We start from the raw sequence: 23,670 nt of genomic DNA, 5'->3' as shown, positions 1-23,670 counted from the left end.
TGTCCAGTCGATCTTCCTCCAGCCTTTATCCAGCGGGGCTTGCAATAGAAAGAGGGAGGCATCATGCCTCCCTCGATTTTTTGTCCTGATACTACGTGGACTGGAACTCAAATTCTCTTAAGTGAACAGCATTGCGGTAGTTGCCGGGCGTTTTTTTGTGGGCGAGGCGCAGCACATGGCCGGGCCGGGGGATCAGATGCCGGAGCCGTCGCTCTCGCCACCTTCCTCATGCAGGCCGCACTCGCGCTTGAGGCCGAAGAAGCGGGTCTGCTCCTCACTCATGCCGGGCTCCCACTTGGCGGTGGTGTGCACGTCGCCGACCGAGAGGTAACCCTGCTCCCACAAGGGGTGGTAGGGGAGGTCGAACTCCTTGAAGTAGTAGAAGACGTCCTTGTTGCTCCAGTCGATCACCGGCAGGAACTTGAAGCGACCGCGCTGGATGGCCAGCACCGGCAGCTTGCCCCGGCTGCCGGACTGCTCACGGCGCAGGCCCGAGAACCAGGTGCGGGCACCCAGCTCGTTCAGGGCGCGGTCCATGGGCTCCACCTTGTTGAGCTGGTTGTAGCGGGTGATCCCCTCCACCCCCTGCTCCCACAGGAGGCCGAAGCGGGCCTCCTGCCAGGCCGGGCTGAGTTCGGCCCGGTAGATCTTGAGGTTGAGCGCGAGACGCTCGGTCAGCTCGTCGATGAAACGGTAGGTCTCGGGGAAGAGATAACCGGTGTCGGTCAGCACCACGGGCACGTCGGCCCGCTCGCGGCTCACCAGGTGCAGCATGAGCGCCGCCTGGATGCCGAAACTCGACGACAGCACATGCTCCCCCGGCAGGTTGGCCAGGGCCCAGCGCACCCGCTCGGGGGCGCTCATGGCGTCCAGCGCCCGGTTGAGGGGGGCCAGCGCCTCGACCTGCTCCTCCCGGCCCAGGGCCAGGAGGGCGTCGAGGTCGAGCCGGCCGTCGGCGGTGCGCGCCAGCCGGGCTGTATCAGTCTGTTCAGGCTGCATAGAAGTCCCTCGCGGAGTCGATAACCGGGGCGATGATCCCGGCGCGAATGACAAAATCGCCGAAGCACTCACCCGGGTTGCGATCCTTGGCCCAGCGGCCGATCAGGGCGTCCAGTTCGGCCAGGATCTGCGGCTCGGTGATGTTCTCCAGGTGCAGGCGCGGGATGCGGGTCCCCTCGAGGTTGCCCCCCAGGTGCAGGTTGTAGCGACCCGGCGCCTTGCCCACCAGACCCACTTCCGCCAGCATGGCGCGGCCGCAGCCGTTGGGGCAGCCGGTGACCCGGAAGATGATGGCGTCATCCGCCAGGCCGTGCTTGGCCAGCAGCCCCTCGATGTCGGTGACGAAGGCAGGCAGCATGCGCTCGGCCTCGGCCATTGCCAGGGGGCAGGTGGGCAGGGCCACACAGGCCATGGACTGCTTGCGCTGCTCGCTCACGCCGTCATCCAGCAGACCGTACTGGCGCGCCAGCGCTTCGATGCGTGCCTTCTCGCCGGCAGGCACGCCCGCGATGATGAGGTTCTGGTTGGCGGTGAGGCGGAAGTCCCCCTGATGCACCTTGGCGATCTCCAGCATGCCGGTCTTGAGGGGCTTGCCCGGGAAGTCCAGCAGGCGGCCGTTCTCGATAAACAGGGTCAGGTGGTGCTTGCCGTCGATCCCCTCCACCCAGCCGAAGCGATCGCCACGACTGGTGAATTCATAGGGGTGAACCGGCCCGAACTGGATGCCGGCGCGGTTCTCCACCTCGGCCTTGAAGGCCTCGACCCCCACCCGTTCAAGGGTGTACTTGGTCTTGGCGTTCTTGCGGTTGACCCGGTTGCCCCAGTCGCGCTGGGTGCTGACCACGGCGGCCGCCACCTCCAGCACGTGGGAGAGCGGAATGAAGCCAAAGTCGCTCGCTTTGCGCGGGTAGGTGGTGGTGTCGCCGTGGGTCATGGCGAGACCGCCCCCCACCAGCACGTTGAAGCCCACCAGCTTGCCGTGATCGGCAATGGCCACGAAGTTGAGATCGTTGGCGTGGATGTCCACATCGTTGTGGGGCGGGATGACCACGGTCGTTTTGAATTTGCGCGGCAGGTAGTTGGAGCCCAGGATCGGCTCCTCGTCACCCCCCAGCTTCTCGCCATCCAGCCAGATCTCCACGTAGGCGCGGGTCTTGGGCAGCAGGTGCTCGGAGATCTTCTTGGCCCACTCGTAGGCCTCCTGGTGCAACTCGGACTCCACCGGGTTGCTGGTGCAGAGTACGTTGCGGTTCACGTCCCCCGCGGTGGCGATGGAGTCGATACCGGTGCTGTTGAGGGTCTGGTGCATCAGCTTGATGTCGCGCTTCAGTACCCCGTGGAACTGGAAGGTCTGGCGGGTGGTCAGGCGGATGCTGCCGTACATGCTGTGTTCTTCGGCGAACTTGTCGATCACCTGCCACTGGGCCGGGGTGATGATGCCGCCGGGCAGGCGGGCGCGCAGCATGACGTTGTGCAGGGGCTCCAGCTTCTGGGCGGCGCGCTCCGGGCGGATGTCGCGGTCATCCTGCTGATACATGCCGTGGAAGCGGATCAGCTGGAAGTTGTCGCCGTTGAAGCCGCCGGTGAGCGGGTCCTGCAGATCTTCGGCGATGGTGCCGCGCAGGAAGTTGCTCTCGCGCTTGAGGCGTTCGTTGTCAGCCAGCGGCCCTTCGACCGGTCCCGGAATAAGTTGTTTGCTCATCAATAGACATCCCTTTGATAACGTTTGGCACGACGCAATTCGCTCAGATACTCTTCTGCTTCCTCACGGCTCTTGTGGCCGTGTTCCGCAATCACTTCCAGCAGGGCTTCCTGCACATCCTTCGCCATGTGGTTGGCGTCGCCACACACATAGAAGTGAGCGCCTGCTTCCAGCCACTGGTAGAGCTCAAGCCCTGCCTCGCGCAGACGGTCCTGCACATAAATCTTGTTGGCCTGATCCCGGCTGAAGGCCAGGGAGATCTTGGACAGCAGGCCCGATTTCACATAACGCTGCCACTCCACCTGATAGAGGAAGTCCTGGGTGAAGTGGGGGTTGCCGAAGAAGAGCCAGTTCTTGCCCTCTGCCCCCTGTGCTTCCCGCTCCTGCAGGAAGGCGCGGAACGGGGCAATGCCGGTGCCCGGCCCCACCATGATGACGGGGGTGTCGGGATTGGCGGGCAGTCGGAAGTTGTCGTTGTGCTCCACGAACACCCGGACCTCGGCATCTTCCGGCAGACGGTCCGCCAGATAGGAGGAGGCGCCGCCGCTTCGCACTGTGCCATCTTCTTGGCGGTAGCGCACCACGCCGACGGTCAGGTGCACCTCTTCTTCCACCTCGCTCTGGCTGGAGGCGATGGAGTAGAGGCGCGGGGTGAGCGGGCGCAGCAGGCCCAGCAGCTGTTCGGCTGTGAGCGCGGTCGGGAAGCGTTTCAGTACATCCACCACCTGGGCAGAGGCCACCAGCGCGTTGACCTGGGCCTTGTCGCCGGCCAGATCTTTCAGTGCCGCATTGCCCGATATGTCAGCGAGTCCTGTGATAAAGCCGCCGTGCAAGCGGGTCAGCTCCAGCTCGCGGCTGAGCACTTCGCGCAGGCTGCCGCGGGCGGTGGCCTCGTCGCCGGAGAGACCGGCCAGCGCCAGTACCTCGTTCACCAGTGCGGAGTCGTTGTCAAACCAGATGCCGAGGGCATCGCCCGGCTGGTAGCGGATGCCGGACTCTTCAAGGCTGATCTCGATGTGGCGGATATCCTTGGTCGAGTCGCGGCCGGTGATCTTCTGGTTCACCGAGAGTCTGGCGGGGAAGGGGTTCTCCTTGTTGTACTGGCTGTGGCCGACGGCGGCCTGCACCGAGCCCGCCACGCTGGCGGTCGCAGCGCCGGCAGAGAGGGTGGCGGCGACCGCCGCAACGGCCTGCTCGCCCCAGGCCTTGGCGGCATCCTGATAATCCACATCGAGGCTAGCTAGCTCATGGATGCGCTCGGCCCCCGCTTTGGCGAGGAAACCATCGAAATCCTTGCCGGTCTGGCAGAAGAACTCATAGGAGCTGTCACCCAGCCCCAGCACGGCAAACTTGAGGCCCTCGAGTTTGCCAATCTTGCCTTTTTTAAGCTGCTCGAACAGATCGACGGCGCTCTCGGGGGGCTCCCCCTCCCCGTAAGTGCTCACTACCACCAGCAGGTGGCTCTCTTTCTTGAGCTGCTTGGGTTTGTAGTCCGCCATGGAGGTGAGGGTCACCGGCAGGCCGCGGGCCTCGGCCTGGGCCTTGATGGCGCTGGCCACGCCCTTGGCATTCCCTGTCTGGGAGCCGTAGAGAATGGCCAGGCTGCCGCCGGGTGCCACGACTTCTGCGCCTGCGCTAGCCACGGGCTGGACGCCCGCCTGGGAGAGGCCGTAGAGATAACCGCTGACCCAGGCCAGTTGCTGGGTATTGAGGGTGGTGAGAACTTGGTTGAGCTGGCGCTGCTGTTCGTCAGAGAGCGGGCTCAGGGTGGGGGCTGTCAATGGCATCACACATGTCTTCCATGGTCTGATTTTTGGTCAGGGTAAGGGGTGTAATGAATAACAACAAAGAATAAAAATATCTTCTTTATGCGATTTATGAATTTATAAAGCCAAAATCCATCTCAGCCCCGGGGCGCCCGTGATATAAAAATGGCCTTGTCGAGCCCCTTTCCCGGGGATCTCTCATGCCCCAAGGAGCAACCATGTCCCGTCTCTATCATGTCAACGCCTTCAGCCATCACCCCTTCGGAGGCAACCCCGCCGTGGTGGTGCTGGGGGAAGCGCGGTCCGACGCCGAGCTGCAGGCCATGGCAGCGGAGTTCAACCTCTCTGAGAGCGCCTTTCTGACCCAACTGGGAGAGGGGCATTACGGGTTGCGCTGGTTCACTCCGCAAGTGGAGGTGGACTTGTGCGGCCATGGCACCCTAGCGGCGGCCCATGTGCTGTGGCAGACGGGGGCGGTGGCCGAAGATCAGCCCATCCGCTTCGCGACTCGCAGCGGCGAGCTGGTGGCCAGGCGCGAAGAGAGCTGGATCTGGCTCGACTTCCCGCGTATCTCTCTGGCTCCTCTTGAGCTGGATCCTGCCTATGGGGCGGCTCTTGGCTGCCAGCCACTGCAAACCCTGGCGGCCGGGGCCAAGTTCCTGCTTGAGCTCGCCAGCGAGGAAGAGGTTCGCGCGCTCACCCCCGATTTTCACGCCCTGCGGGCGCTGCCGGGCCGGGGGATCATGGTGACGGCGCCGTCGAGCCGGAAGGAGGACGACTTCGTCTCCCGCTATTTCGCCCCCTGGGTCGGGGTGGACGAGGATCCGGTGACCGGCTCCAACCACTGCGCCCTGGTGCCCTTCTGGGCCGAGCGGCTCGGCAAACAGCAATTGCGGGCCCGCCAGATCTCGGCCCGGGGCGGGGATCTCAGGCTGGAATTGCAGGAGGAGCGGGTGCTGATGGCGGGCCGTGCGCTGGCCCTGTGGCAGGGGGAGTGGCTGCTGCCGCCTGTCGCACCAGCGGACCGATGACCGCTCGTCACGGTGTGACTACTGCATAAAAAAACGCCCCGCAATTGCGGGGCGTTTTGATTGCCATGGACGGCAGCGTTTTGCTGCGGCCCTGTTTCTGAGGCGCTTACTTTTGTGGACGCAAGGCCGGGAACAGGATGACGTCGCGGATGGTGTGGCTGTTGGTGAACAGCATCACCAGACGGTCGATGCCGATACCTTGACCGGCGGTCGGCGGCAGACCGTGCTCCAGCGCGGTGACGAAGTCGGCGTCGTAGAACATGGCTTCGTCGTCCCCTGCGGCTTTCTGGTCAACCTGGGCCTGGAAGCGCTCGGCCTGATCTTCCGCATCGTTCAGCTCGGAGAAGCCGTTGGCCAGCTCGCGACCGCCGATGAAGAACTCGAAGCGGTCGGTGACGTCCGGGTTCTGGTCGTTGCGACGGGCCAGCGGGGAGACGGCAGCCGGGTACTCGGTGATGAAGGTCGGTTGCAGCAGCATGTGTTCCACGGTCTCTTCGAAGATCGCGGTGATCACGTGGCCCAGCTCCCAGCTCTTCATCAGCTCGATCTTCAGACCCTTGGCGACGGCGGTGGCCTTCTCAAGAGTGGCCAGATCGTCACGGGTCACACCCGGGTTGTACTTCAGGATGGAGTCGACCATGGAGAGGCGCTGGAACGGCTGACCGAAATCGATGGTCAGGCCCTCTTCGCCCTCTTTGGCGTAACGGATCTTGGTGTCGCCCAGGATGTCCTGTGCCAGGGTGCGCAGCATCTCTTCGGTGAGATCCATCAGATCGATGTAATCGGCGTAGGCCATATAGAACTCGAGCATGGTGAACTCGGGGTTATGGCGAACGGAGATGCCTTCGTTGCGGAAGTTACGGTTGATCTCGTAGACACGCTCGAAACCACCGACCACCAGACGCTTCAGATAGAGTTCCGGAGCGATACGCAGGTACATGTCGATGTCCAGCGCATTGTGGTGGGTGATGAAGGGACGTGCGGAGGCGCCACCCGGGATGACTTGCATCATGGGGGTTTCCACTTCCATGAAGCGCTTGTCATTCAGGAACTTGCGAATGCCGGCCACCACCTTGGTGCGGGTCACGAAGGTCTTGCGGGACTCTTCGTTGGCGATCAGGTCCAGGTAACGCTGGCGGCAGCGGGCTTCCTGGTCGGTCAGACCCTTGTGCTTCTCGGGCAGCGGGCGCAGGGCCTTGGTCAGCAGGCGGATGGTGGAGACGTGTACGGAGAGCTCACCGGCGTTGGTGCGGAACAGGGTGCCCTCGACACCGACGATGTCACCCAGATCCCACTTCTTGAACTGCTCGTTGTAGAAGCCTTCCGGCAGGTCGTCACGGGTCACGTAGATCTGGATCTTGCCAGCCATGTCCTGCAGGGTCGCGAAAGACGCCTTGCCCATGATCCGGCGGGTCATGATGCGACCGGCAATCTTCACCTGTTTACCCAGGGCGACCAGCTCGTCATTGCTCTTGTCGCCGAATTCGGCATGCAGATCGCCGGAGAGGCTGTCACGACGGAAATCGTTGGGGAAGGGGTTGCCCTGGGCGCGCAAGGCGGCCAGCTTGGAGCGACGCTCAAGCATCTCGTTGTTCAGTTCGAGAGTCTGGTCGACTTCCGGGGTGGTGGTTTGTTCAGACATGGTGATTCCTGCTGCTCTGTTTACAGGCCTGATTTCAGGCTGGCTTCGATAAACTTGTCCAAGTCGCCGTCGAGTACCGATTGGGTATTGCGGGTTTCGACGCCGGTGCGCAGATCCTTGATACGGGAATCATCCAGTACGTAGGAGCGGATCTGGCTGCCCCAGCCGATGTCGGACTTGGTCTCTTCGAGGGCTTGCTTCTCAGCGTTCTGCTTTTGAATTTCCAGCTCGTAGAGCTTGGCCTTCAACTGCTTCATACACTGATCTTTGTTCTTGTGCTGGGAACGGTCGTTCTGGCACTGCACCACCACGCCGGTCGGCACGTGGGTGATACGCACCGCGGACTCGGTCCGGTTGACGTGCTGACCACCCGCACCGGAGGCTCGGTAGACGTCGATGCGAAGATCAGCCGGGTTGATCTCGATCTCGATGTCATCATCGATCTCGGGGTAGACGAACACGGAGCAGAACGAGGTGTGGCGACGGCCGCCGGAATCGAACGGCGACTTGCGTACCAGGCGGTGCACGCCGGTCTCGGTGCGCAGCCAGCCGAAGGCATACTCGCCGGTGAACTTGATGGTGGCGGACTTGATGCCGGCCACGTCGCCCTCGGAGCATTCGATGAGCTCGGGCTTGTAGCCGTGGGCATCGCCCCAGCGCAGGTACATGCGCAGCACCATGTTGGCCCAGTCCTGGGCCTCGGTGCCACCGGAACCGGACTGGATGTCGATGTAGCAGTCGGAACCGTCGTGCTGACCGGAGAACATGCGACGGAACTCGAGATCCACCAGCTTGGCCTCCAGTTCGTCCGCTTCGACCACGGCTTCGTTGAAGGTCTCTTCGTCTTCGCCTTCGACGGCCAGGCTGACCAGCATCTCGACGTCATCGACGCCCTGGGTCAGGGTATCGATGGTGCTGACGACGTTCTCCAGGGAGACGCGCTCCTTGCCCAGCGCCTGTGCGCGCTCGGGTTCGTTCCAGACATCCGGCTGTTCCAGCTCGGCATTGACCTCTTCTAGACGCTCTTTCTTGGCGTCATAGTCAAAGGTACCCCCTAAGCAGCTCGGTCCTCTCAGACAGCTCCTTAAGCTTGTTTAATACAGGATTGACTTCAAACATCGTGAAAACTCTCGGGGTCGATGTGATTTAAAAACGGGATATTCTAGCCAATTGCAGAAGGAATAAACAGGGTTGGCTGGCCTCGCTCTTTTTCCTGCTCCAATTTTCCGCAGCATTTTTAAAATTTCCGCGTAAAATATCGTCACTCACGCCATTCTCCGCTTCAGTTTTGCGCGGATTGGCCGCTAACAACACACAGTGCCACGCACTCCCGATTGATCCTGTTCCCGACCCCCACAAGAAGAAAACACGATGAAAAACCTATCACTCAAGCAGAAGATACTGTTGTCTGTGGTCATCGCCTTGTCACTGGTGATCCTGCTGCTCTCCTGGCAGAGCTACACCAGCCAGAAGTCCATGCTGCTGCAAGGCAGTCAGGAACAGGTGCAGCGCCTTGGCAGCCAGCAGGCCGCCAGCGTCAGCGACTGGCTTGCCGCCCGTCGTGACGTCATCCAGGCCCTTGGCAACAAGGCCGGTGCCGAGCCCCTCAACGCCCTGCAACAGGCCCAGGTGTCCGGCCGTTTCCAGCTCACCTATTTTGGTGAGGGCAGCGGCAAGATGAACGACTCCGACCCCTCCATCAACCGCGACGGTTACGATCCCCGCTCCCGTGGCTGGTATCAGGAAGCCATGGCCAAGGGCGGCATGATCGTCACCAAACCCTACCTCGACGTGGCCTACAACATTCTGGTGGTGACCCTGGCCCAGCCTGCCCAGGGCGGCGTGGTGGGGGGGGATCTCTCCATCGCCTCCCTGGTGGATGACATCACCAAGATGAAGCTGCCGGCGGACGGCTTCGCCATCCTGATGCACAAGGATGGCACCGTCATCGCCTACAAGGATGCGGCCAAGGCGATGAAGCCGGCCAGCGAGATCGACAACGATCTGACCAATGCCCTGATCGATCAGAGCAAGGCGAGCAACAGTCTGGTGCCTGCTTTCTTCGACAACGAGGGGCGTGACAAGCTGCTGTGGGCGACGGACATTCCGGACACCGACTGGGAGCTGGTGCTGGTACTGGACAAGAGCACCCTGGAGGCGCCGCTCTCCTCCCTGCTGATGACCCAGCTCGGCCTGGCCCTGCTGGTGCTGGTGGGCAGCATCCTCGCCATCTCCTGGCTGGTCAGCCTGCTGCTCGGTCCCCTCACCAAGGTGTCCCAGGCCCTGGCCCGGATCGCCGACGGTAACGGCGATCTGACCCAGCGCATCAAGATCGACGCCAATGACGAAGTGGGCCAGCTCGCCGGCAGCTTCAATCGCTTCGTGGGCAGCCAGCATCAGCTCATCGCCAACATCCGTCAGCTTGCCAACGAGCTGAACGCCGATGCCGAACGCAGTCTGGTGACCAACCAGGCCGCGGTGGAAGAGCTGCAACGCCAGCAACAGGAGGTGACCATGGTCGCCACCGCCGTCACCGAGATGGCGAGTGCCACCATGGAGATCGCGGGCAACGCCGAGAACACCGCTGCCGCCGCCCAGCAATCCGCCCAGAGCAGTGAACAGGGCAAGATCCTGGTGAACCAGACTCGTCAGTCCATCAACAACCTGGCCGAGGAAGTGGGGCAGGCGACCGGCGTCATCGGCGAGCTGAGCCGTCACGCCCAGGCCATCTCCGGCATCCTCTCCACCATCCAGGGCATCGCCGAGCAGACCAACCTGCTGGCGCTGAACGCGGCCATCGAAGCGGCCCGTGCCGGCGAACAGGGTCGCGGTTTCGCCGTGGTGGCGGACGAGGTGCGGGTGCTGTCGCGCCGTACCCAGGATTCCACTCAGGAGATCCAGTCCACCATCGAAACCCTGCAGCAGACCACGGCCCGCGCGGTGAGCCTGATGCAGACCAGCCAGGGGCTGGCGGACAACAGCGTGAAGGATGCCGACGCAGCCGCTGCGGCCCTGGAGGAGATCACCCAGGCCGTCAGCCTCATCTCCGACATGGCGGGCCAGATCGCCACCGCCGCCGAGGAGCAGACCCAGGTGACCGGTGAAATAACCCAGAACACCACCGCCATCAAGGATGTGAGCGACGAGATAACCGCTTCCGCCATGCGTGACCTGGATCAGGCGCACAACCTCAAGGGGCGTGCCACCAACCTGAACCAGCAGGTGTCGACCTTTATTTTGTAAGGAAGGTCAGGCCGCAGTTCTACCGTGGCGTCAGTAAAAAGCCCCGCACCTTGGTGCCAATGCTGTTCACTTAAGAGAATTTGAGTTCCAGTCCACGTAGTATCAGGACAAAAAATCGAGGGAGGCATGATGCCTCCCTCTTTCTATTGCAAGCCCCGCTGGATAAAGGCTGGAGGAAGATCGACTGGACACAGCCTTGCCCCCTCAACTCAAATCCAATTTATGAATAATCAGTCAAAAAAGTGCTTATCTGAACAGCATTGCGCACCTTGGTGCGGGGCTTTTTGTTGCCTGCAGTCGGCCCCTTGGTGAGGGTCGGGGCAGCGTCCAGAGGCCAGCAAGCAAAGAGCCCACCGCAAGGTGGGCTCTGTCATACGGGGCCTGCGTCCGGGATCACAGGAAGGGCAGGGCCAGGAACAGCTTGATCACCACAGCGTTGATGATGTCGATGAAGAAGGCTCCGACCATGGGCACCACCAGGAACGCCAGGTGGGAGGGGCCGAAGCGCTGGGTAATGGCCTGCATGTTGGCAATGGCAGTGGGGGTGGCGCCGAGGCCGAAGCCGCAGTGACCCGCCGCCAGCACGGCTGCATCATAGTTGCGCCCCATGACCCGGAAGGTGACGAAGATGGCGTAGAGCGCCATGGCCACCGTCTGCACGGCCAGCAGGATGAAGATGGGCAGGGCCAGGCTTGCCAGCTCCCACAGCTTGAGGCTCATCAGCGCCATGGCGAGGAAGAGCGACAGGCTGACGTTGCCGAGCAGGGAGACCTCACGGTCGCTCACTTCGTGCCAGTTGAGCAGGGTGAGCAGGTTGCGCAGCAACACGCCGACGAACAGCACGCAGACGAAGATCGGCAACTCGAAGACGCCGCCCTTGAGGTAGAGGGCCAGCATTTCGCCCCCTTTCAGGCTGATGGCGATGAGTGCCAGGGTCTCGATCAGGCTGAAGGTGGTGAGCGGGCGCTCCATGTCCGGCATCTCGAAGCCCTGGGGGGCGCCGTCACGGTTGTGCTCCTCACCGGGCACCTGCACTTTCTTCACCAGATAACGGGCCACCGGGCCGCCGATGAGGCCCCCCAGCACCAGGCCGAAGGTGGCACAGGCAATCGCCAGCTCGGCGGCGGATTGCACGCCGTATTTCTCGGTGAAGATGGAGCCCCAGGCCGCCCCGGTGCCGTGGCCGCCGGAGAGGGTGATGGAGCCGGCCAGCAGCCCCATGTGGGGATCCAGCCCCAGCAGGGTGGCCAGACCCACCCCCAGGGTGTTCTGCACCAGCAGCAGGCCGGTGACCACCAGCAGGAAGGTGGCCACCGCCTTGCCGCCGCGCTTGAGGCTGCCCAGATCGGCGGAGAGGCCGATGGAGGCGAAGAAGGTCAGCATCAGGGCCGTCTGCAGGCTGGTATCAAATTGCAGTTCGATCTGCAGGGTGGAACGCAGCACCAGCAGCACCAGGGCAACCACCAGGCCACCGGCCACGGGTTTGGGGATGTTGAAAGTGCGCAGGGGTCCTATCTTGTTGACCAGCAGGCGGCCAAGCAGCAGCACCAGGGTCGCGGCGACCAGGGTGGCGTAGGCATCAAGTTGTAGCATTCAGTGCTCCCATGTTGATCGGCTGTGTCTTTGGCGAGAAAGACTCACGGATCCAGCCGGGATGAAACAGAGTGGCGAACGCGCCAGTGACAGAGGGGCCGCAGCCCCGTCCCTCTGCAAAAGAGGGGGTCGACACGAGCCCGTGTTCGTCGGGCGTCCAGATGAGATTTGTGAAAAATCCGCCGGATACTAGCAAAAAACACCAAGTGCATCCACATATGTCACATTAATGATTAAAACATGGTGTTAACATGGCATTTAAAACTGCCTCGCCGAGTGTGCTCCGGATCGCAACAATGCTGCTGCCGCTGTCATTTGCAGCGGCACTCTTTATAATTCGCCCGGTTCCGCCCCCACGGGAGGACACAGACCCTCAAGAGGTCTGCTGATGACCGATATTGAGCCCGCCCTCACCATCTGAAGGACGGGGGGCTGTATCGGTTGAGCCCTGTTTGATTTGCCGGTTTCCAGTCCAGAGAGAGGAAAGGGTGTGAAGAAGTCCATCTACATTGCCTACACAGGCGGCACCATAGGGATGCAGCGTTCCGACCACGGTTATGTACCGATGGCGGGCTTCATGGAGGACTGTCTGGCACGGATGCCCGAGTTCCATCGACCGGAAATGCCCGATTACCATATCCACGAATATGCCCCCCTCATCGACTCTTCCGACATGACGCCGGCAGACTGGCAGCGCATCGCCGAGGATATCAAGGGCAACTACGACAAGTACGATGGTTTCGTCATTCTGCACGGCACCGACACCATGTCGTTCACCGCGTCTGCGCTCTCCTTCATGCTCGAAGATCTGCACAAGCCGGTCATCATCACCGGCTCCCAGATCCCCCTGGCCGAGCTGCGCTCGGACGGTCAGCAGAACCTGCTCAACGCCCTCTATATCGCGGCCAACTACCCGATCCACGAGGTGACGCTCTTCTTCAACAACCAGCTCTATCGCGGCAACCGCAGCAAGAAGGTGCATGCCGACGGCTTCCACGCCTTCGACTCGCCCAACTACCCGCCCCTGCTCAATGCCGGTATCGCCATCTCCCTGGAGGCAGGTGAGCTGGGCGTGCCGTGCGATCGCCCCCTGGTGCTGCACGACATCACCCCCCAGCCCATCGGGGTGGTGACCCTCTATCCGGGGATATCGGCGGAGGTGATAGCGAACATCCTGCAACAGCCGGTGCGTGCGCTGATCCTGCTCTCCTTCGGGGTGGGCAATGCGCCCCAGAACCCGGCCATGCTGGCGCTGCTCTCCGAGGCATCTGCCCGGGGCGTCATCATCGTCAACCTGAGCCAGTGCCTGCACGGCAAGGTCAACATGGGGGGCTATGCCACCGGCAACGCCCTCTCCCGTGCGGGAGTCATCTCGGGCTTTGACATGACCGCCGAGGCGGCGCTCACCAAGCTGCACTTCCTGCTGAGCCAGGATCTGCCGGCGCCGCGCATCCGCGAGCTGATGCAGCAGTCCCTGCGCGGGGAGCTGACCCCCTGACTTTCCCTCTCACAGCGGGAGAGGGGATAGATCGAGGTGGCGAGGTTTGCCATGAAGATCGCCGGCAGGTGGCCCGCTGACTGCTCGCAGGTGCGTGCCAGCTCCCTTCTCCCCTGGTGGGAGAAGGGCCGGGGATGAGGGGGATGAGTCATCCTGCATAGAGAGGAAAAAAGAGGGGAGCCATTATGGCTCCCCTCTTTCGTTTCGTTACCGCGATAGGTGACGTGCGGCCTGCCTCAGTGGCTAAGGTCGACCCGCACTATCTCTTCCTCATCGCGATACTGGCGCTTGAGCTCGCTCTTGCTCTTCATCACGATCTCGCCGTCACGGCCGATGTTCATGTGCTCGGGGTTCTCAAGGTGCATCGCCTGCCAGGCCATCACGGCCTGCAGGGAAGTGGCCTTCTGCTCCTCGGTGAGGGGCTTGCCATCCGGCCATTTGCCGAGCTCGACCGCAGTCTTGAGCCGCTCGTACACCTCTTTGGGCATCTGCGCTATCGCTTGTTGAAACGTCACTTGCTGAGACGACATCCGGCCTCTCCTTGAAAATTGAGCCATGAACACGGGTTCCGGCGGGCAGATCCTGTCGGACTATACCGGTAGATCCTGGCGGACTATACCGGTAGATCCTGGCGGACTATACCGGTAGATCCTGGCGGACTACGCCAGCCATCTGCTCCATCACCCGCACGACCTGACAACTGTACCCGAACTCGTTGTCATACCACACGTAGAGCACGCAGTGATCCCCCTCGGCGATGGTGGCCTGGGAGTCGACGATGCCCGCAAAACGGGAGCCCACCATGTCGGAGGAGACCAGCTCGGTGCTGGCGCTGAAGTCGATCTGGCGATGCAGGGCCGAGCTCAGCGCCATCTGCTGCAGATAGGCGTTGAGGCTCTCCCGATCGGTGTTCTGTTCCAGCGACAGGTTGATGATGGCCAGGGACACGTTGGGTGTGGGCACCCGGATGGCGTTGCCGGTCAACTTGCCCTTGAGCTCCGGCAGCGCCTTGGCCACCGCCTTGGCGGCACCGGTGCTGGTCATCACCATGTTGAGGGCTGCGCTGCGACCGCGGCGCTCCCCCTTGTGATAGTTGTCGATGAGGTTCTGATCGTTGGTATAGGAGTGGACCGTCTCCACGTGGCCGTGGCGGATGCCGTACTTGTCCTGCATCACCTTGAGCACCGGGGTGATGGCGTTGGTGGTGCAGGAGGCGGCGGAGACTATCTTGTCATCCGGGCCTATCACCTCGTGGTTGACCCCGAACACCACGTTCTTCATCTCCCCCTTGCCGGGGGCGGTCAGCAGCACCCGGGCGGCGCCGCGGGCCTTGAGGTGCTCGGACAGCCCCGCCTCGTCACGCCAGACCCCGGTGTTGTCGACGATCAGCGCATTGTCGATGCCGTAGGCGGTGTAGTCGATGTCGGCCGGGCTGTTCGCATAGATCACCTGGATGAAGGTGCCATTGGCGATGATGGCGCTGCGTTCTGCATCCACCTCGATGGAGCCGTTGAAGGGGCCGTGCACCGAATCGCGGCGCAGCAGGCTGGCACGTTTCTCCAGATCCCCGTCGCGACCGCCGCGCACCACGATGGCGCGCAGGCGCAGGGAGTTGGCGGCGCCGGTGCGCTCAATGAGCAGACGGGCCAGCAGGCGGCCGATGCGACCGAAGCCGTAGAGCACCACGTCGGTCGGGGCGGGCACGGCACTGCGGTTCAGGGCCGGTGCCAGCTTGGCGCGCAGATAGTCCTCGATGCCGGCTTCATCCTGGTGATCCTGCCAGTAGCCCACGGCCAGTTTGCCGAGATCAACTTCGGCGGCGGTGGGGTTCAGGGCGACGATGGTGCGCAGGAGAGGGAAGCTTTGCTGGATGGGCAGCGGGGTGCCCTGGTGGCGGCGAACGACCCGGTGGGCCTTGAGGATATCGATGGTGGAGGCGTTTTGCAGCGGGCGTCCGTAGAGGGTGATCTCTATCCCTTGCTGTCGGTAGAGGCGACCTATCAAGGGTTGCATGGCTTCGGCGAGCTCCTGGCTCTCCTGCCACGCCTGCAAGTAGTGCTCGTGGGTCATTAACCAGATCCTTTTATTTCACGTTGTTGAAGCAAGTTGCCTGGGCAAATTGAAATTCGTCGAAGGCAGATCAGTGTAGGGCTGATGGTTTCGTTATATTATTCTGCAATCGCGGCCTTATACGGCGCGCGCATTGTAATGGATATGTAGCCTGTTTGCTAGTTGGCGGTGGCCGGTGCGGGTTGCGATTGTTATCAACCAGATGTGAACCATGACCCTATTCTCACAGCGTCCGTTACTGCTTTCCCTCGCTTGTTGCCTGACGTTGACCGCCTGCGACGACGACAGGATCCACAACATCTGCTCCCAATATCCCGCCCTGTGCGCGGACCTGGTGGACGACGGCTGGTGTCGCTATGAGCGCAGCGACGTCATTCGCGGTCGTTACTATCTCCAGGAAGAGGGGACGGACAGGCGCAAGTACGATCTGATGCTCGGCCTAGAGCGTTATCTGCAGTGCGCCGAGCACTCCACCAACATCGAGTACAAGCGGGCCAGGGAGCAGAAGAGCCCCAGAGTGGAAGGGATGCTGGCCGCCGGCCGTCAACTGGAACAACTGGATGCACAGACCCGGGGCTCCCGGGATCCCTACCTGCTGCTCTGGCACTGGACCAACAACACCAGCCCCGAGGCCCGCGCCAGCTTCCTCGCGCAGGAGGGGACGCCGAGCCTCGAGGAGCCCGAGCTGCAACTGGCGCTCGGCGGCATTTATGCCAAGAGCGAGCCCGAGAAGGCGATCAGGCTGATGCACCATGCGCTCTCCCTCTATCGGGAGGGGGACAAGGTCAACAGCCGGATCCTCACCGCCCTCAGCACCCTCTACATGGGGCAGAAGCGATTTGATCAGGCCTATCTGTGGGGCAAGGTGAGCGAGTCATTCCAGGAGAGCCCCGAGGTCTCCGCCACCCGGCTCGGCATTTACCATGCCATCGGCAAGGAGGAGCAGGAGACGCTGGACGACCAGGCGGCCACCATCGTCGATGCACTCAGGCAGGGGAGCTACCGCACACCATGAATCCGACCCTGACAGAGGTCCGGGAGTGGGCCCATCCCTTCGATATCCGCCTCGTCCACGGCCAGATCCGCGGCGAGGACAGGGTGCTTGAACGGGCCACGGTGAGGGCCGTGGTGATGCGTGGTGATCAACTGCTGCTGGTGCACTCCCGCGTCAACGGGGATCTCATGTTCCCCGGTGGCGGCATCGAGCACGGGGAGGCGCACGATGCGGCCCTGGCCCGGGAGCTGCGGGAAGAGTGTGGCGCCGAGCTGGTGGCCGTGGGCCCCCTGCTGGGAGAGACCCGGGAGTATCGTGCCGCGCGCGAGCCGGATTACGATGCCTACTGCATCCGATCGTCCTATTACCTCTGCCGGGTCGGGGAGGACTGGAGTGCACCGCGCCCCCAGCCCTACGAGATCCGCCTCGGCTTCACGCCGGGCTGGTTCCCCCTGGCCGAGGCCCTGCAGACCAACAAGACCCAGCTGGCGGGTCCCTGTCCCCAGTGGACGGCGCGAGAGACCCGGGTGCTGGCAGAGTTGCACCGCTGGCAAGCGTCCGGCTTGCTGACCTGACAAGGCCGCTTGCCCCATAAAAAAACCGCCTGTCGGCGGTTTTTTTATGGCTGTCCCCGGCGTCAGGTGAGACAGACCGGGCAGAAGGCGTAGGTGCCCTGGGGATCGTTGAAGTGGGTCAGCGGGTCCAGACCGCGGTTCATCTCCAGCAGCGCCTTGCCAAGCCCGGCGGGCAGCCAGCTTTGCAGGTGCGGGGCCAGCGCCTGGGCGCTGCTGTCAAACAGCTCGCGCAGGAACTTGTCCCTGGCAGACTCTTCCGGTGCGATGGGGGTGACCTGCCAGCTCTTGAGGTTGGCGAGATCGGCGGCCGCCTTGAGGGCGTCATCCAGATTGCCGAACTCGTCCACCAGCCCCAGTGCCTTGGCATCCTGCCCGGTCCAGACCCGGCCTTCGGCGGCTTTTTCCGCCTCTTCCGGGCTAAGGCCCCGGCCCTTGCCCACCAGGCCGACAAAGCGCTGATAGGTGTCTTCCACGCTCAGTTGAATGGCTTCACCCACGTGATCCGGCAGGGCACGGGTCAGCCCGACCCCCACGAAGTCGGTGGTGCCGACGCCGTCGGTGTGTACCCCGTACTGGGAGAGCGCCTTGTCGATGGTGGCGAACATGCCGAACACCCCGATGGAGCCGGTGAGGGTGGTGGGGGAGGCGAAGATCTTGTCCGCATCGGCGGAGATCCAGTAGCCACCGGAGGCGGCGTAGCTGCCCATGGAGATGACCACCGGCTTGCCCGCCTGTTTCAGGGCCAGCAATTCGGCGCGGATCTGCTCGGCGGCGAAGGCGCTGCCGCCCGGGCTGTCCACTCGCAGCACCACGGCTTTCACCTGATCGTCACGGCGGGCTTCGGCCAGCAGATCGGCAAGGCTGTCGCCGCCGATGGTGCCGGCAGGCTGGACGCCATCCATGATGGCGCCGCTGGCGGTGATGAGGCCTACCTCATCCTTGCCGCTCTGGGGGTACTGCTCCGGGATGGCGGCCAGATACTCTTTCAGGCCCACGCCCTTCCAGCCGTGATCATCGGCCTCGCCCACTTCCTTGATCACCGCCTGGGTCATCTCGTCGCGGGTGGCGAGCTGATCCACCAGACCGTTGTCGAGGGCGTAGCTGGCCGCATTGCCACCGGCCTTGCGCAGCAGTTCGAGGAAGTGATCCTTGTTCGGCGCGACGGCATCCGGCTCGATCTCCCGCTGCTCCGCCACGTCGGCCACATAAGATTGCCACAGCTGATCCAGCCAGCGCTGGTTCGCCTCCTTGCTCTCGGGGGACATTTCGTCCCGGGTGTAGGGCTCGACGAAGGACTTGTAGGTGCCGACCTTGAAGACGTGCGGAGTGATGTTGAGCTTCTCCAGTGCCGACTTGAAGTAGGTCTGGTAGACACCCAGCCCCTCGATCAGCACGGCACCACTCTGGTTGAGCAGCACGTGGTCGGCGTGGGCGGCGAGCAGATAGGCCCCCTGGCTGTAGTAGTCCGCCATGGCGATGACCGGCTTGCCGCTCTCCTTGAAGGCGTCGATGGCGGCCGTCACCTCCTGCAGTTTGGAGAGGCTGGCCCCTTGCAGACCCTGGGGTTTGATCACCAGCGCCTTGATGCGATCGTCATTCCCCGCGCTCTTGATGGCCCACAGCAGATCGGAGAGGACGATTTCGCTTGGCTGCTCGTCCCCCTTGTCCATCTGCCTGAGCAGTTGCACCGTGGGATCGGTCTGGGTGCGCTGTTCTACCAGCACACCGGAGAGATTGAGGGTGAGCGCCCCCTCGATGGGGGTGCTTGGGGTCTCGCTCTGGCTGACGCTGAAGACAATGACCAGCACGACGAGAAGAAACAGCAGGTTGACCAGCATCAAGCGGGTAAAGTTGAGCAGGCGCCAGAGGCTGCGAAAGAGCCATCCCAGACCTTTAAAAATAGACATAGCTGCGTTGTCGCCCTGTTAATGGGTTGAGAGCAGCCATTATTAACCAGTTGCGCAGCCAATTGCCATTTCCCCTTGAGTCGACTGCCTCCCCGCCACTTCGGAACACGGCTGTTCGCTGAAAAAATGTCCAAACATTTGTTTGAAAAAGAGTTTTCGATTCTTTACTCTAGCTCCAGTTTGATAACAAAAAATTAACTGAAAGGCCCGATGAGCCGGCCCCACCTCCACCTACCCCTTCTTTTTACTGCCCGTCACCCGAGGCAGCCAGGAAGGCTGGAGCATGACCCCGTGCACATCGACCTCGACAAGGAGTGCATCATGAGCCGTTATCCCACGCTGCTGACCCCCCTCGATCTGGGTTTTACCCAGTTGCGCAACCGCGTACTGATGGGGTCCATGCACACCGGCCTCGAGGAGGAAAAGGGGGGCTTTGACAAGCTGGCCGCCTTCTATGGTGAGCGGGCCCGTGGCGGGGTCGGTCTCATCGTGACCGGCGGTATCGCCCCCAATTTGCGGGGGCGGCTGGTGCCCCACGGCTCCCAGCTGAGCTTTCCCTGGCAGGTAGCCAAACACCGCAAGGTGACCGAGGCAGTGCACCAGGAAGGGGGCAAGATAGCGCTGCAGATCCTTCATGCGGGCCGCTACGCCTACCATCCGTTCAGCCTGGCGCCGAGCGCCCTCAAGGCTCCCATCTCCCCGTTCAAGCCGCGGGCCATGAGCGAGCGGCAGATCCGCGGCACCATTCGCGACTTCGCCGCCACTGCGGCGCTGGCCAAGGCGGCCGGTTATGACGGGGTCGAGGTGATGGGGTCGGAAGGCTATCTCATCAACCAGTTCATCTGCGAACGCACCAACAAGCGCACCGATGGCTGGGGCGGCAGCAGCGAAAACCGCATGCGCTTCCCGGTGGAGATTGTCCGCGCCATCCGTGAGCGGGTGGGCCCGGATTTCATCATCATCTTCCGCCTCTCCATGCTGGATCTGGTGGAGCAGGGCTCCTCCCTTGAGGAAGTGATCGCACTTGGCCGGGCACTGGAGCAGGTGGGGGTGACCCTCATCAACACCGGTATCGGCTGGCACGAGGCGCGCATTCCCACCATCGCCACCAGCGTGCCGCGCGGTGCCTTCAGCTGGGTGACCGCCGAGCTGAAAAAGCACCTCAAGGTGCCCCTCATCACCACCAACCGCATCAACACCCCCGAGGTGGCGGAGCGCATCCTGGCGGGGGGGGAGGCGGACATGGTCTCCATGGCGCGCCCCTTCCTGGCGGACCCCGAGTTCGTCATCAAGGCGGCTGAAGACAGGGCGGACGAGATCAACACCTGCATCGCCTGCAACCAGGCCTGCCTCGACCACGTGTTCAAGCAAAAGCGTGCCTCCTGCCTGGTCAATCCCCGCGCCTGTTTCGAGACCGAGTTGACGTTTGGCCGGGTGCCCCAGCCCAAGAAGCTGGCGGTGGTGGGGGCGGGTCCTGCGGGGCTGGCGTTTGCCTGCTATGCCGCCGAGCGGGGCCATCAGGTAAGCCTGTTCGATCAGGCGAGCGAAATCGGCGGCCAGTTCAACTTTGCCAAGCAGATCCCGGGCAAGGAGGAGTTCCACGAGACCCTGCGCTACTTCGCCAAACGGCTTGAGAAGTGCGGCGTCGAGCTCTATCTGGGCCAGCGCCAGAGTGCCGAGAGCCTGCTGGGCGGCGGTTTTGACGAGGTGATCCTCGCCACCGGCATCCGCCCGCGCACCCCCAATATTCCGGGTATCGAGCACCCCAAAGTGTTGAGCTACCTCGATGTATTGCGTGATCACAAGCCGGTGGGCGAGAAGGTGGCGGTCATCGGCGCCGGTGGCATCGGCTTCGATGTGGCCGAATACCTGGTGGAGAAGAGAGGATCGCCGGATGCTGAAAGCCATCGCGATCACTGGCTCAAGGAGTGGGGTATCGACAAGCAACTGGGTGAGCGCGGCGGCCTGACTACCCCCGAAATCGATGCCCCCGAGCGCCAGATCTGGTTGCTCCAGCGCAAGGAGAGCAAGGTGGGCGACGGCCTTGGCAAGACCACCGGCTGGATCCATCGCACCGTGCTCAAGAATCGCAAGGTGCAGATGCTCTCCGGCGTCCAGTACCTGCGTATCGACGATGCCGGGCTTCACATCCAGGTGGGCGACCAACAGCAGTGCCTGCCGGTGGATCAGGTGATCATCTGTGCCGGACAGGAACCCCTCAAGGAGTTGCAGGCCGGTCTGCAGGCCGCGGGCAAGCCGGTGCACATCATCGGCGGTGCCGACGTGGCCGCCGAGCTGGATGCCAAACGCGCCATCCGGCAAGGGGCGGAGCTGGCTGCCGTCATCTAGCCGCCCGACCCTTTCGTATCCTGACAAACCCCTGAACCTCAGGGGTTTTCTTCATCCGGTGCTGTGCTAAGGTAGCGCCATCATCGCCTTTGACAAGGAACTGCCCCATGGATGCCCTCCATCTGTTACTCAATCGCCACTCCTGTGGTCGTCTGGCCGAGCCTGCCCCGAGTGGCGAAGTGCTCGACAATATCCTCAAGGCCGGGCTGCGGGCGCCGGATCACGGCACTCTGACCCCCTGGCAGTTCATCCTGTTTGAAGGGGAGGGGCGTGAGCGTCTGGGGACATTACTGGCTGATGCCGCCCTTGCCCGTGGCGAGGATGCGGACAGTGTCGAGAAGTGCCGCGCCGCGCCACTTCGTGCTCCCCTGGTGATCGCGGTGGCGACCCGTTATCAGGCGCACCCCAAGGTACCGAAACTGGAGCAGGAGCTCTCTGCCGGTTGCGCCCTGATGGCGATGCAGATGGCGGCCCAGGCCCAGGGCTTCAACGGCATCTGGCGCTCCGGCTGGTTCATCTTCGACGAGCAGATCCATGGTGCACTGGGGCTGGCACCGGAGGATCAACTGGTGGGCTTCCTCTACCTTGGCACCCCCATGCTGGAGGCCCGCAAGCTGCGCGAGTTGCCCATCCAGGACTTCGTGCGCAGCTTCTGAAGCACAGAATGCCAAAAGCCCTGATTATTCAGGGCTTTTTTGTTTTCTGACAAAGCCGTCAGGCTGTACTGATAAATGTGCACTTGCCAAGAGGGGAGAAGGGGGTTGGCCAGACATTTTTTGAATTGTGAGAGATTCTTCTCACTCCTGGTTTATTACGCTATGTAAAACGTTTGCGCCGCGTTATTATCCCACTGCCAGTTTAGAAGGTGACCCCTTCTAATTTTCTGCGATGAGAGTCGCAATTCCGTAGCACCTTTTTAGAGCCCAACGTCTTGATGACATTGGGCTTCATTTTTTGTAGGGCTGGCACGTCAGCGTTCTTTCTCCTCTTCCTCTTATCTACCTCACCCTGCCTTTTTGTGGCGATCTTTTGCATAGCCATGCGTGTGGCCTCGATTGGAATCAGGATCAGGGTCAAATATCCTGCATTTGCAGGTGAAATCCGGCCCGGGATCCGCCAGCATCGGCAGAGACAAGAGAGCCAGAGGCTTCCCTTCGACGTCGACTGTCCGCACCTTTGCCATCCGGAGGCCATATGTGGTTCAACCGCAAGCTTGAAAAAGAGAATCAACAGCTCAGGGAGGCGATGCTTCTCAAAGAGCAGCAGCACCAGAGCGAGCTGGCCGAATTGCGCGCCACCATCGGTGAATACGAGCACATGCAGCGCACCAGCCGGGAGCGTGGCGATCTCTTCAATCAGGTGATCTCCTGCCAGAACCAGGGAGGTGAGATGCTGCAGAGCGTGCGGGAAGCGCTGGCTGGCAGTGCCGAGCACCTGATGGCGGAAAAGGGAGCGCTCTGCGAGCTGGATCAGCTCTTTGCCCAGACCCGGGGCGCCATCACCCGTCTCTCCGATCGCGCCCATGCCATCACGGATGAGGCGGCTCGCAGCCTCGCAGCCGTCCATCAGCTCGATGCCAGTACATCCGCCATCAACCAGTTCGTGACCGCCATCCAGGGCATTTCGGATCAGACCAACCTGCTGGCACTCAATGCGGCCATCGAGGCGGCCAGGGCCGGTGAAGCTGGTCGAGGATTCGCCGTGGTCGCCGATGAGGTGCGTCAGCTGGCGAGCAAGGCTCATGAAGCCAGCAGCCAGATCGAGGTGCTGGTCAGGCAGATAGTGGCCCAGGCGCAGGAGATCAAGTCCATCATCGATGACAACCAGGCCAGTGCCGCCGAGGTGGCGACCTCCTCCTCCCAGATCGATGTGGTGGTGACCCAGGTGCTTGCACAATCAGGCCGGATGCAGCAGGTGATCCACAGTGCGGCCTCCACCTCCTTCCTCAATACCACCAAGCTGGATCACGCCGTCTGGAAGAACACCATCTATCGGCTCATCGATCAGCAGCATTTTCACGAGCCGGTGAGCGACCACGCTCAGTGCAGGCTGGGCAAATGGTATTTCGAGGGGCAGGGTGCGGAGCTCTTCGCCCACAAGCCGGGCTTTCGTGAACTGGACGGGCCCCACAAGCGGGTCCACGAGAGCGGCAAGGCCGCCCTGCACGCGCGCGAGCAGGGGGATATCAAAAGCATGGTCGAGCAGCTCAAGACCATCTTAAATACGAAAGGGGACTCCCTCCGACGTAGGTGGGAGGGGAATTTCGCCGGGGCGTCAGCCCCGCTGGTTTTGAATGTATTG

The 23,670-nt window shown here is 62.4% G+C and carries 17 protein-coding genes and 1 pseudogene; 9 read left to right on the top strand and 9 right to left on the bottom strand.

Annotated features, from left to right (window positions below):
- Positions 1–192: 192 nt before the first annotated feature.
- Genes PG896_RS15150 through PG896_RS15140 form a run of 3 tightly spaced genes read right to left on the bottom strand, consistent with a single transcriptional unit; the run spans position 193 to position 4,488 of the window.
- Positions 193–999, bottom strand: a complete 807-nt coding sequence (locus PG896_RS15150) for a phosphoadenylyl-sulfate reductase (protein WP_045525747.1) — start codon at positions 997–999, stop codon at positions 193–195.
- Complete coding sequence (cysI, locus tag PG896_RS15145; protein WP_167824677.1) at positions 989–2,701, bottom strand: assimilatory sulfite reductase (NADPH) hemoprotein subunit; 1,713 nt, start codon at positions 2,699–2,701, stop codon at positions 989–991. The genes PG896_RS15150 and cysI overlap by 11 nt, the downstream gene beginning before the upstream one ends.
- Positions 2,701–4,488, bottom strand: a complete 1,788-nt coding sequence (locus PG896_RS15140; RefSeq protein ID WP_270835880.1) for an assimilatory sulfite reductase (NADPH) flavoprotein subunit — start codon at positions 4,486–4,488, stop codon at positions 2,701–2,703. Before PG896_RS15140 ends, cysI begins: the two co-directional genes overlap by 1 nt.
- A gap of 197 nt (positions 4,489–4,685) precedes the next feature.
- Here PG896_RS15140 and PG896_RS15135 point away from each other — a divergent pair, with 197 nt between their 5' ends.
- A complete protein-coding gene (locus tag PG896_RS15135) occupies positions 4,686–5,498 on the top strand; it encodes a PhzF family phenazine biosynthesis protein (RefSeq protein ID WP_201955648.1) in 813 nt (270 codons plus the stop codon).
- Between the two features lie 106 nt (positions 5,499–5,604).
- Here the strand turns inward: PG896_RS15135 and lysS are convergent, their stop codons facing one another.
- Both lysS and prfB read right to left on the bottom strand, forming a co-directional pair.
- Complete coding sequence (gene lysS / locus PG896_RS15130) at positions 5,605–7,140, bottom strand: lysine--tRNA ligase (RefSeq protein ID WP_041215694.1); 1,536 nt, start codon at positions 7,138–7,140, stop codon at positions 5,605–5,607.
- Between the two features lie 20 nt (positions 7,141–7,160).
- A protein-coding gene (prfB, locus tag PG896_RS15125; RefSeq protein WP_102948437.1) for a peptide chain release factor 2 occupies positions 7,161–8,259 on the bottom strand; the annotation gives its coding sequence in 2 pieces (ribosomal slippage) (positions 7,161–8,183 and positions 8,185–8,259; 1,098 coding nt in all).
- A gap of 252 nt (positions 8,260–8,511) precedes the next feature.
- Between prfB and PG896_RS15120 the strand changes: the two genes are divergently transcribed.
- Positions 8,512–10,383, top strand: a complete 1,872-nt coding sequence (locus PG896_RS15120; RefSeq protein WP_039040322.1) for a methyl-accepting chemotaxis protein — start codon at positions 8,512–8,514, stop codon at positions 10,381–10,383.
- 393 nt (positions 10,384–10,776) lie between these two features.
- Here the strand turns inward: PG896_RS15120 and gltS are convergent, their stop codons facing one another.
- A complete protein-coding gene (gene gltS / locus PG896_RS15115) occupies positions 10,777–11,976 on the bottom strand; it encodes a sodium/glutamate symporter (protein ID WP_041215692.1) in 1,200 nt (399 codons plus the stop codon).
- Between the two features lie 490 nt (positions 11,977–12,466).
- On the opposite strand from gltS, the gene ansA reads away from it, so the two are divergent.
- The gene (gene ansA, locus PG896_RS15110; RefSeq protein ID WP_010675424.1) at positions 12,467–13,474 is read left to right on the top strand and encodes an asparaginase; all 1,008 of its coding nucleotides are present in this window, start codon (positions 12,467–12,469) and stop codon (positions 13,472–13,474) included.
- Positions 13,475–13,710: 236 nt separating this feature from the next.
- Here ansA and PG896_RS15105 read toward each other — a convergent pair whose 3' ends face one another.
- Entirely contained in the window at positions 13,711–14,004 is a 294-nt protein-coding gene (locus tag PG896_RS15105; protein WP_010675423.1) for a YeaC family protein, read from the bottom strand.
- Positions 14,005–14,110: 106 nt separating this feature from the next.
- Positions 14,111–15,544: a glyceraldehyde-3-phosphate dehydrogenase gene (locus tag PG896_RS15100; RefSeq protein ID WP_270835877.1), complete on the bottom strand. Its 1,434-nt coding sequence runs from the start codon at positions 15,542–15,544 to the stop codon at positions 14,111–14,113.
- A gap of 211 nt (positions 15,545–15,755) precedes the next feature.
- Between PG896_RS15100 and PG896_RS15095 the strand changes: the two genes are divergently transcribed.
- Positions 15,756–16,559, top strand: coding sequence for a DUF2989 domain-containing protein (locus tag PG896_RS15095; protein ID WP_270835876.1), 804 nt, complete (start codon positions 15,756–15,758; stop codon positions 16,557–16,559).
- Positions 16,556–17,113, top strand: coding sequence for an NUDIX domain-containing protein (locus PG896_RS15090; protein ID WP_104455423.1), 558 nt, complete (start codon positions 16,556–16,558; stop codon positions 17,111–17,113). Before PG896_RS15095 ends, PG896_RS15090 begins: the two co-directional genes overlap by 4 nt.
- Before the next feature lie 62 nt (positions 17,114–17,175).
- Here PG896_RS15090 and sppA read toward each other — a convergent pair whose 3' ends face one another.
- Positions 17,176–19,020, bottom strand: a complete 1,845-nt coding sequence (gene sppA, locus PG896_RS15085) for a signal peptide peptidase SppA (RefSeq protein WP_270835875.1) — start codon at positions 19,018–19,020, stop codon at positions 17,176–17,178.
- Positions 19,021–19,341: 321 nt separating this feature from the next.
- Here sppA and PG896_RS15080 point away from each other — a divergent pair, with 321 nt between their 5' ends.
- The 4 genes and pseudogenes from PG896_RS15080 to PG896_RS21210 form a co-directional block, all read left to right on the top strand.
- On the top strand, positions 19,342–21,369 hold the full coding sequence (locus PG896_RS15080; RefSeq protein WP_270835874.1) for an NADPH-dependent 2,4-dienoyl-CoA reductase: 2,028 nt from the start codon (positions 19,342–19,344) through the stop codon (positions 21,367–21,369).
- A 107-nt stretch (positions 21,370–21,476) separates the two neighbouring features.
- Positions 21,477–22,025 (top strand): NAD(P)H nitroreductase, encoded by a 549-nt coding sequence (locus PG896_RS15075; RefSeq protein ID WP_049636567.1) that lies wholly within the window; start codon positions 21,477–21,479, stop codon positions 22,023–22,025.
- Positions 22,026–22,563: 538 nt separating this feature from the next.
- Positions 22,564–23,250 (top strand): annotated as a pseudogene (locus PG896_RS21215) (methyl-accepting chemotaxis protein); the annotation flags it as partial.
- A 24-nt stretch (positions 23,251–23,274) separates the two neighbouring features.
- Positions 23,275–23,670 (top strand): CZB domain-containing protein (locus PG896_RS21210; protein ID WP_442866196.1); only part of this gene is annotated, 396 nt, incomplete at its 3' end.

Origin of the sequence: Aeromonas sp. QDB30 (assembly GCF_027707645.1) — a bacterium.
Taxonomy (GTDB): Bacteria; Pseudomonadota; Gammaproteobacteria; order Enterobacterales; family Aeromonadaceae; genus Aeromonas; species Aeromonas caviae.
The sequence above is the reverse complement of the archived record's forward strand: the minus strand, read 5'-3'. Positions and strand labels throughout refer to the sequence as shown.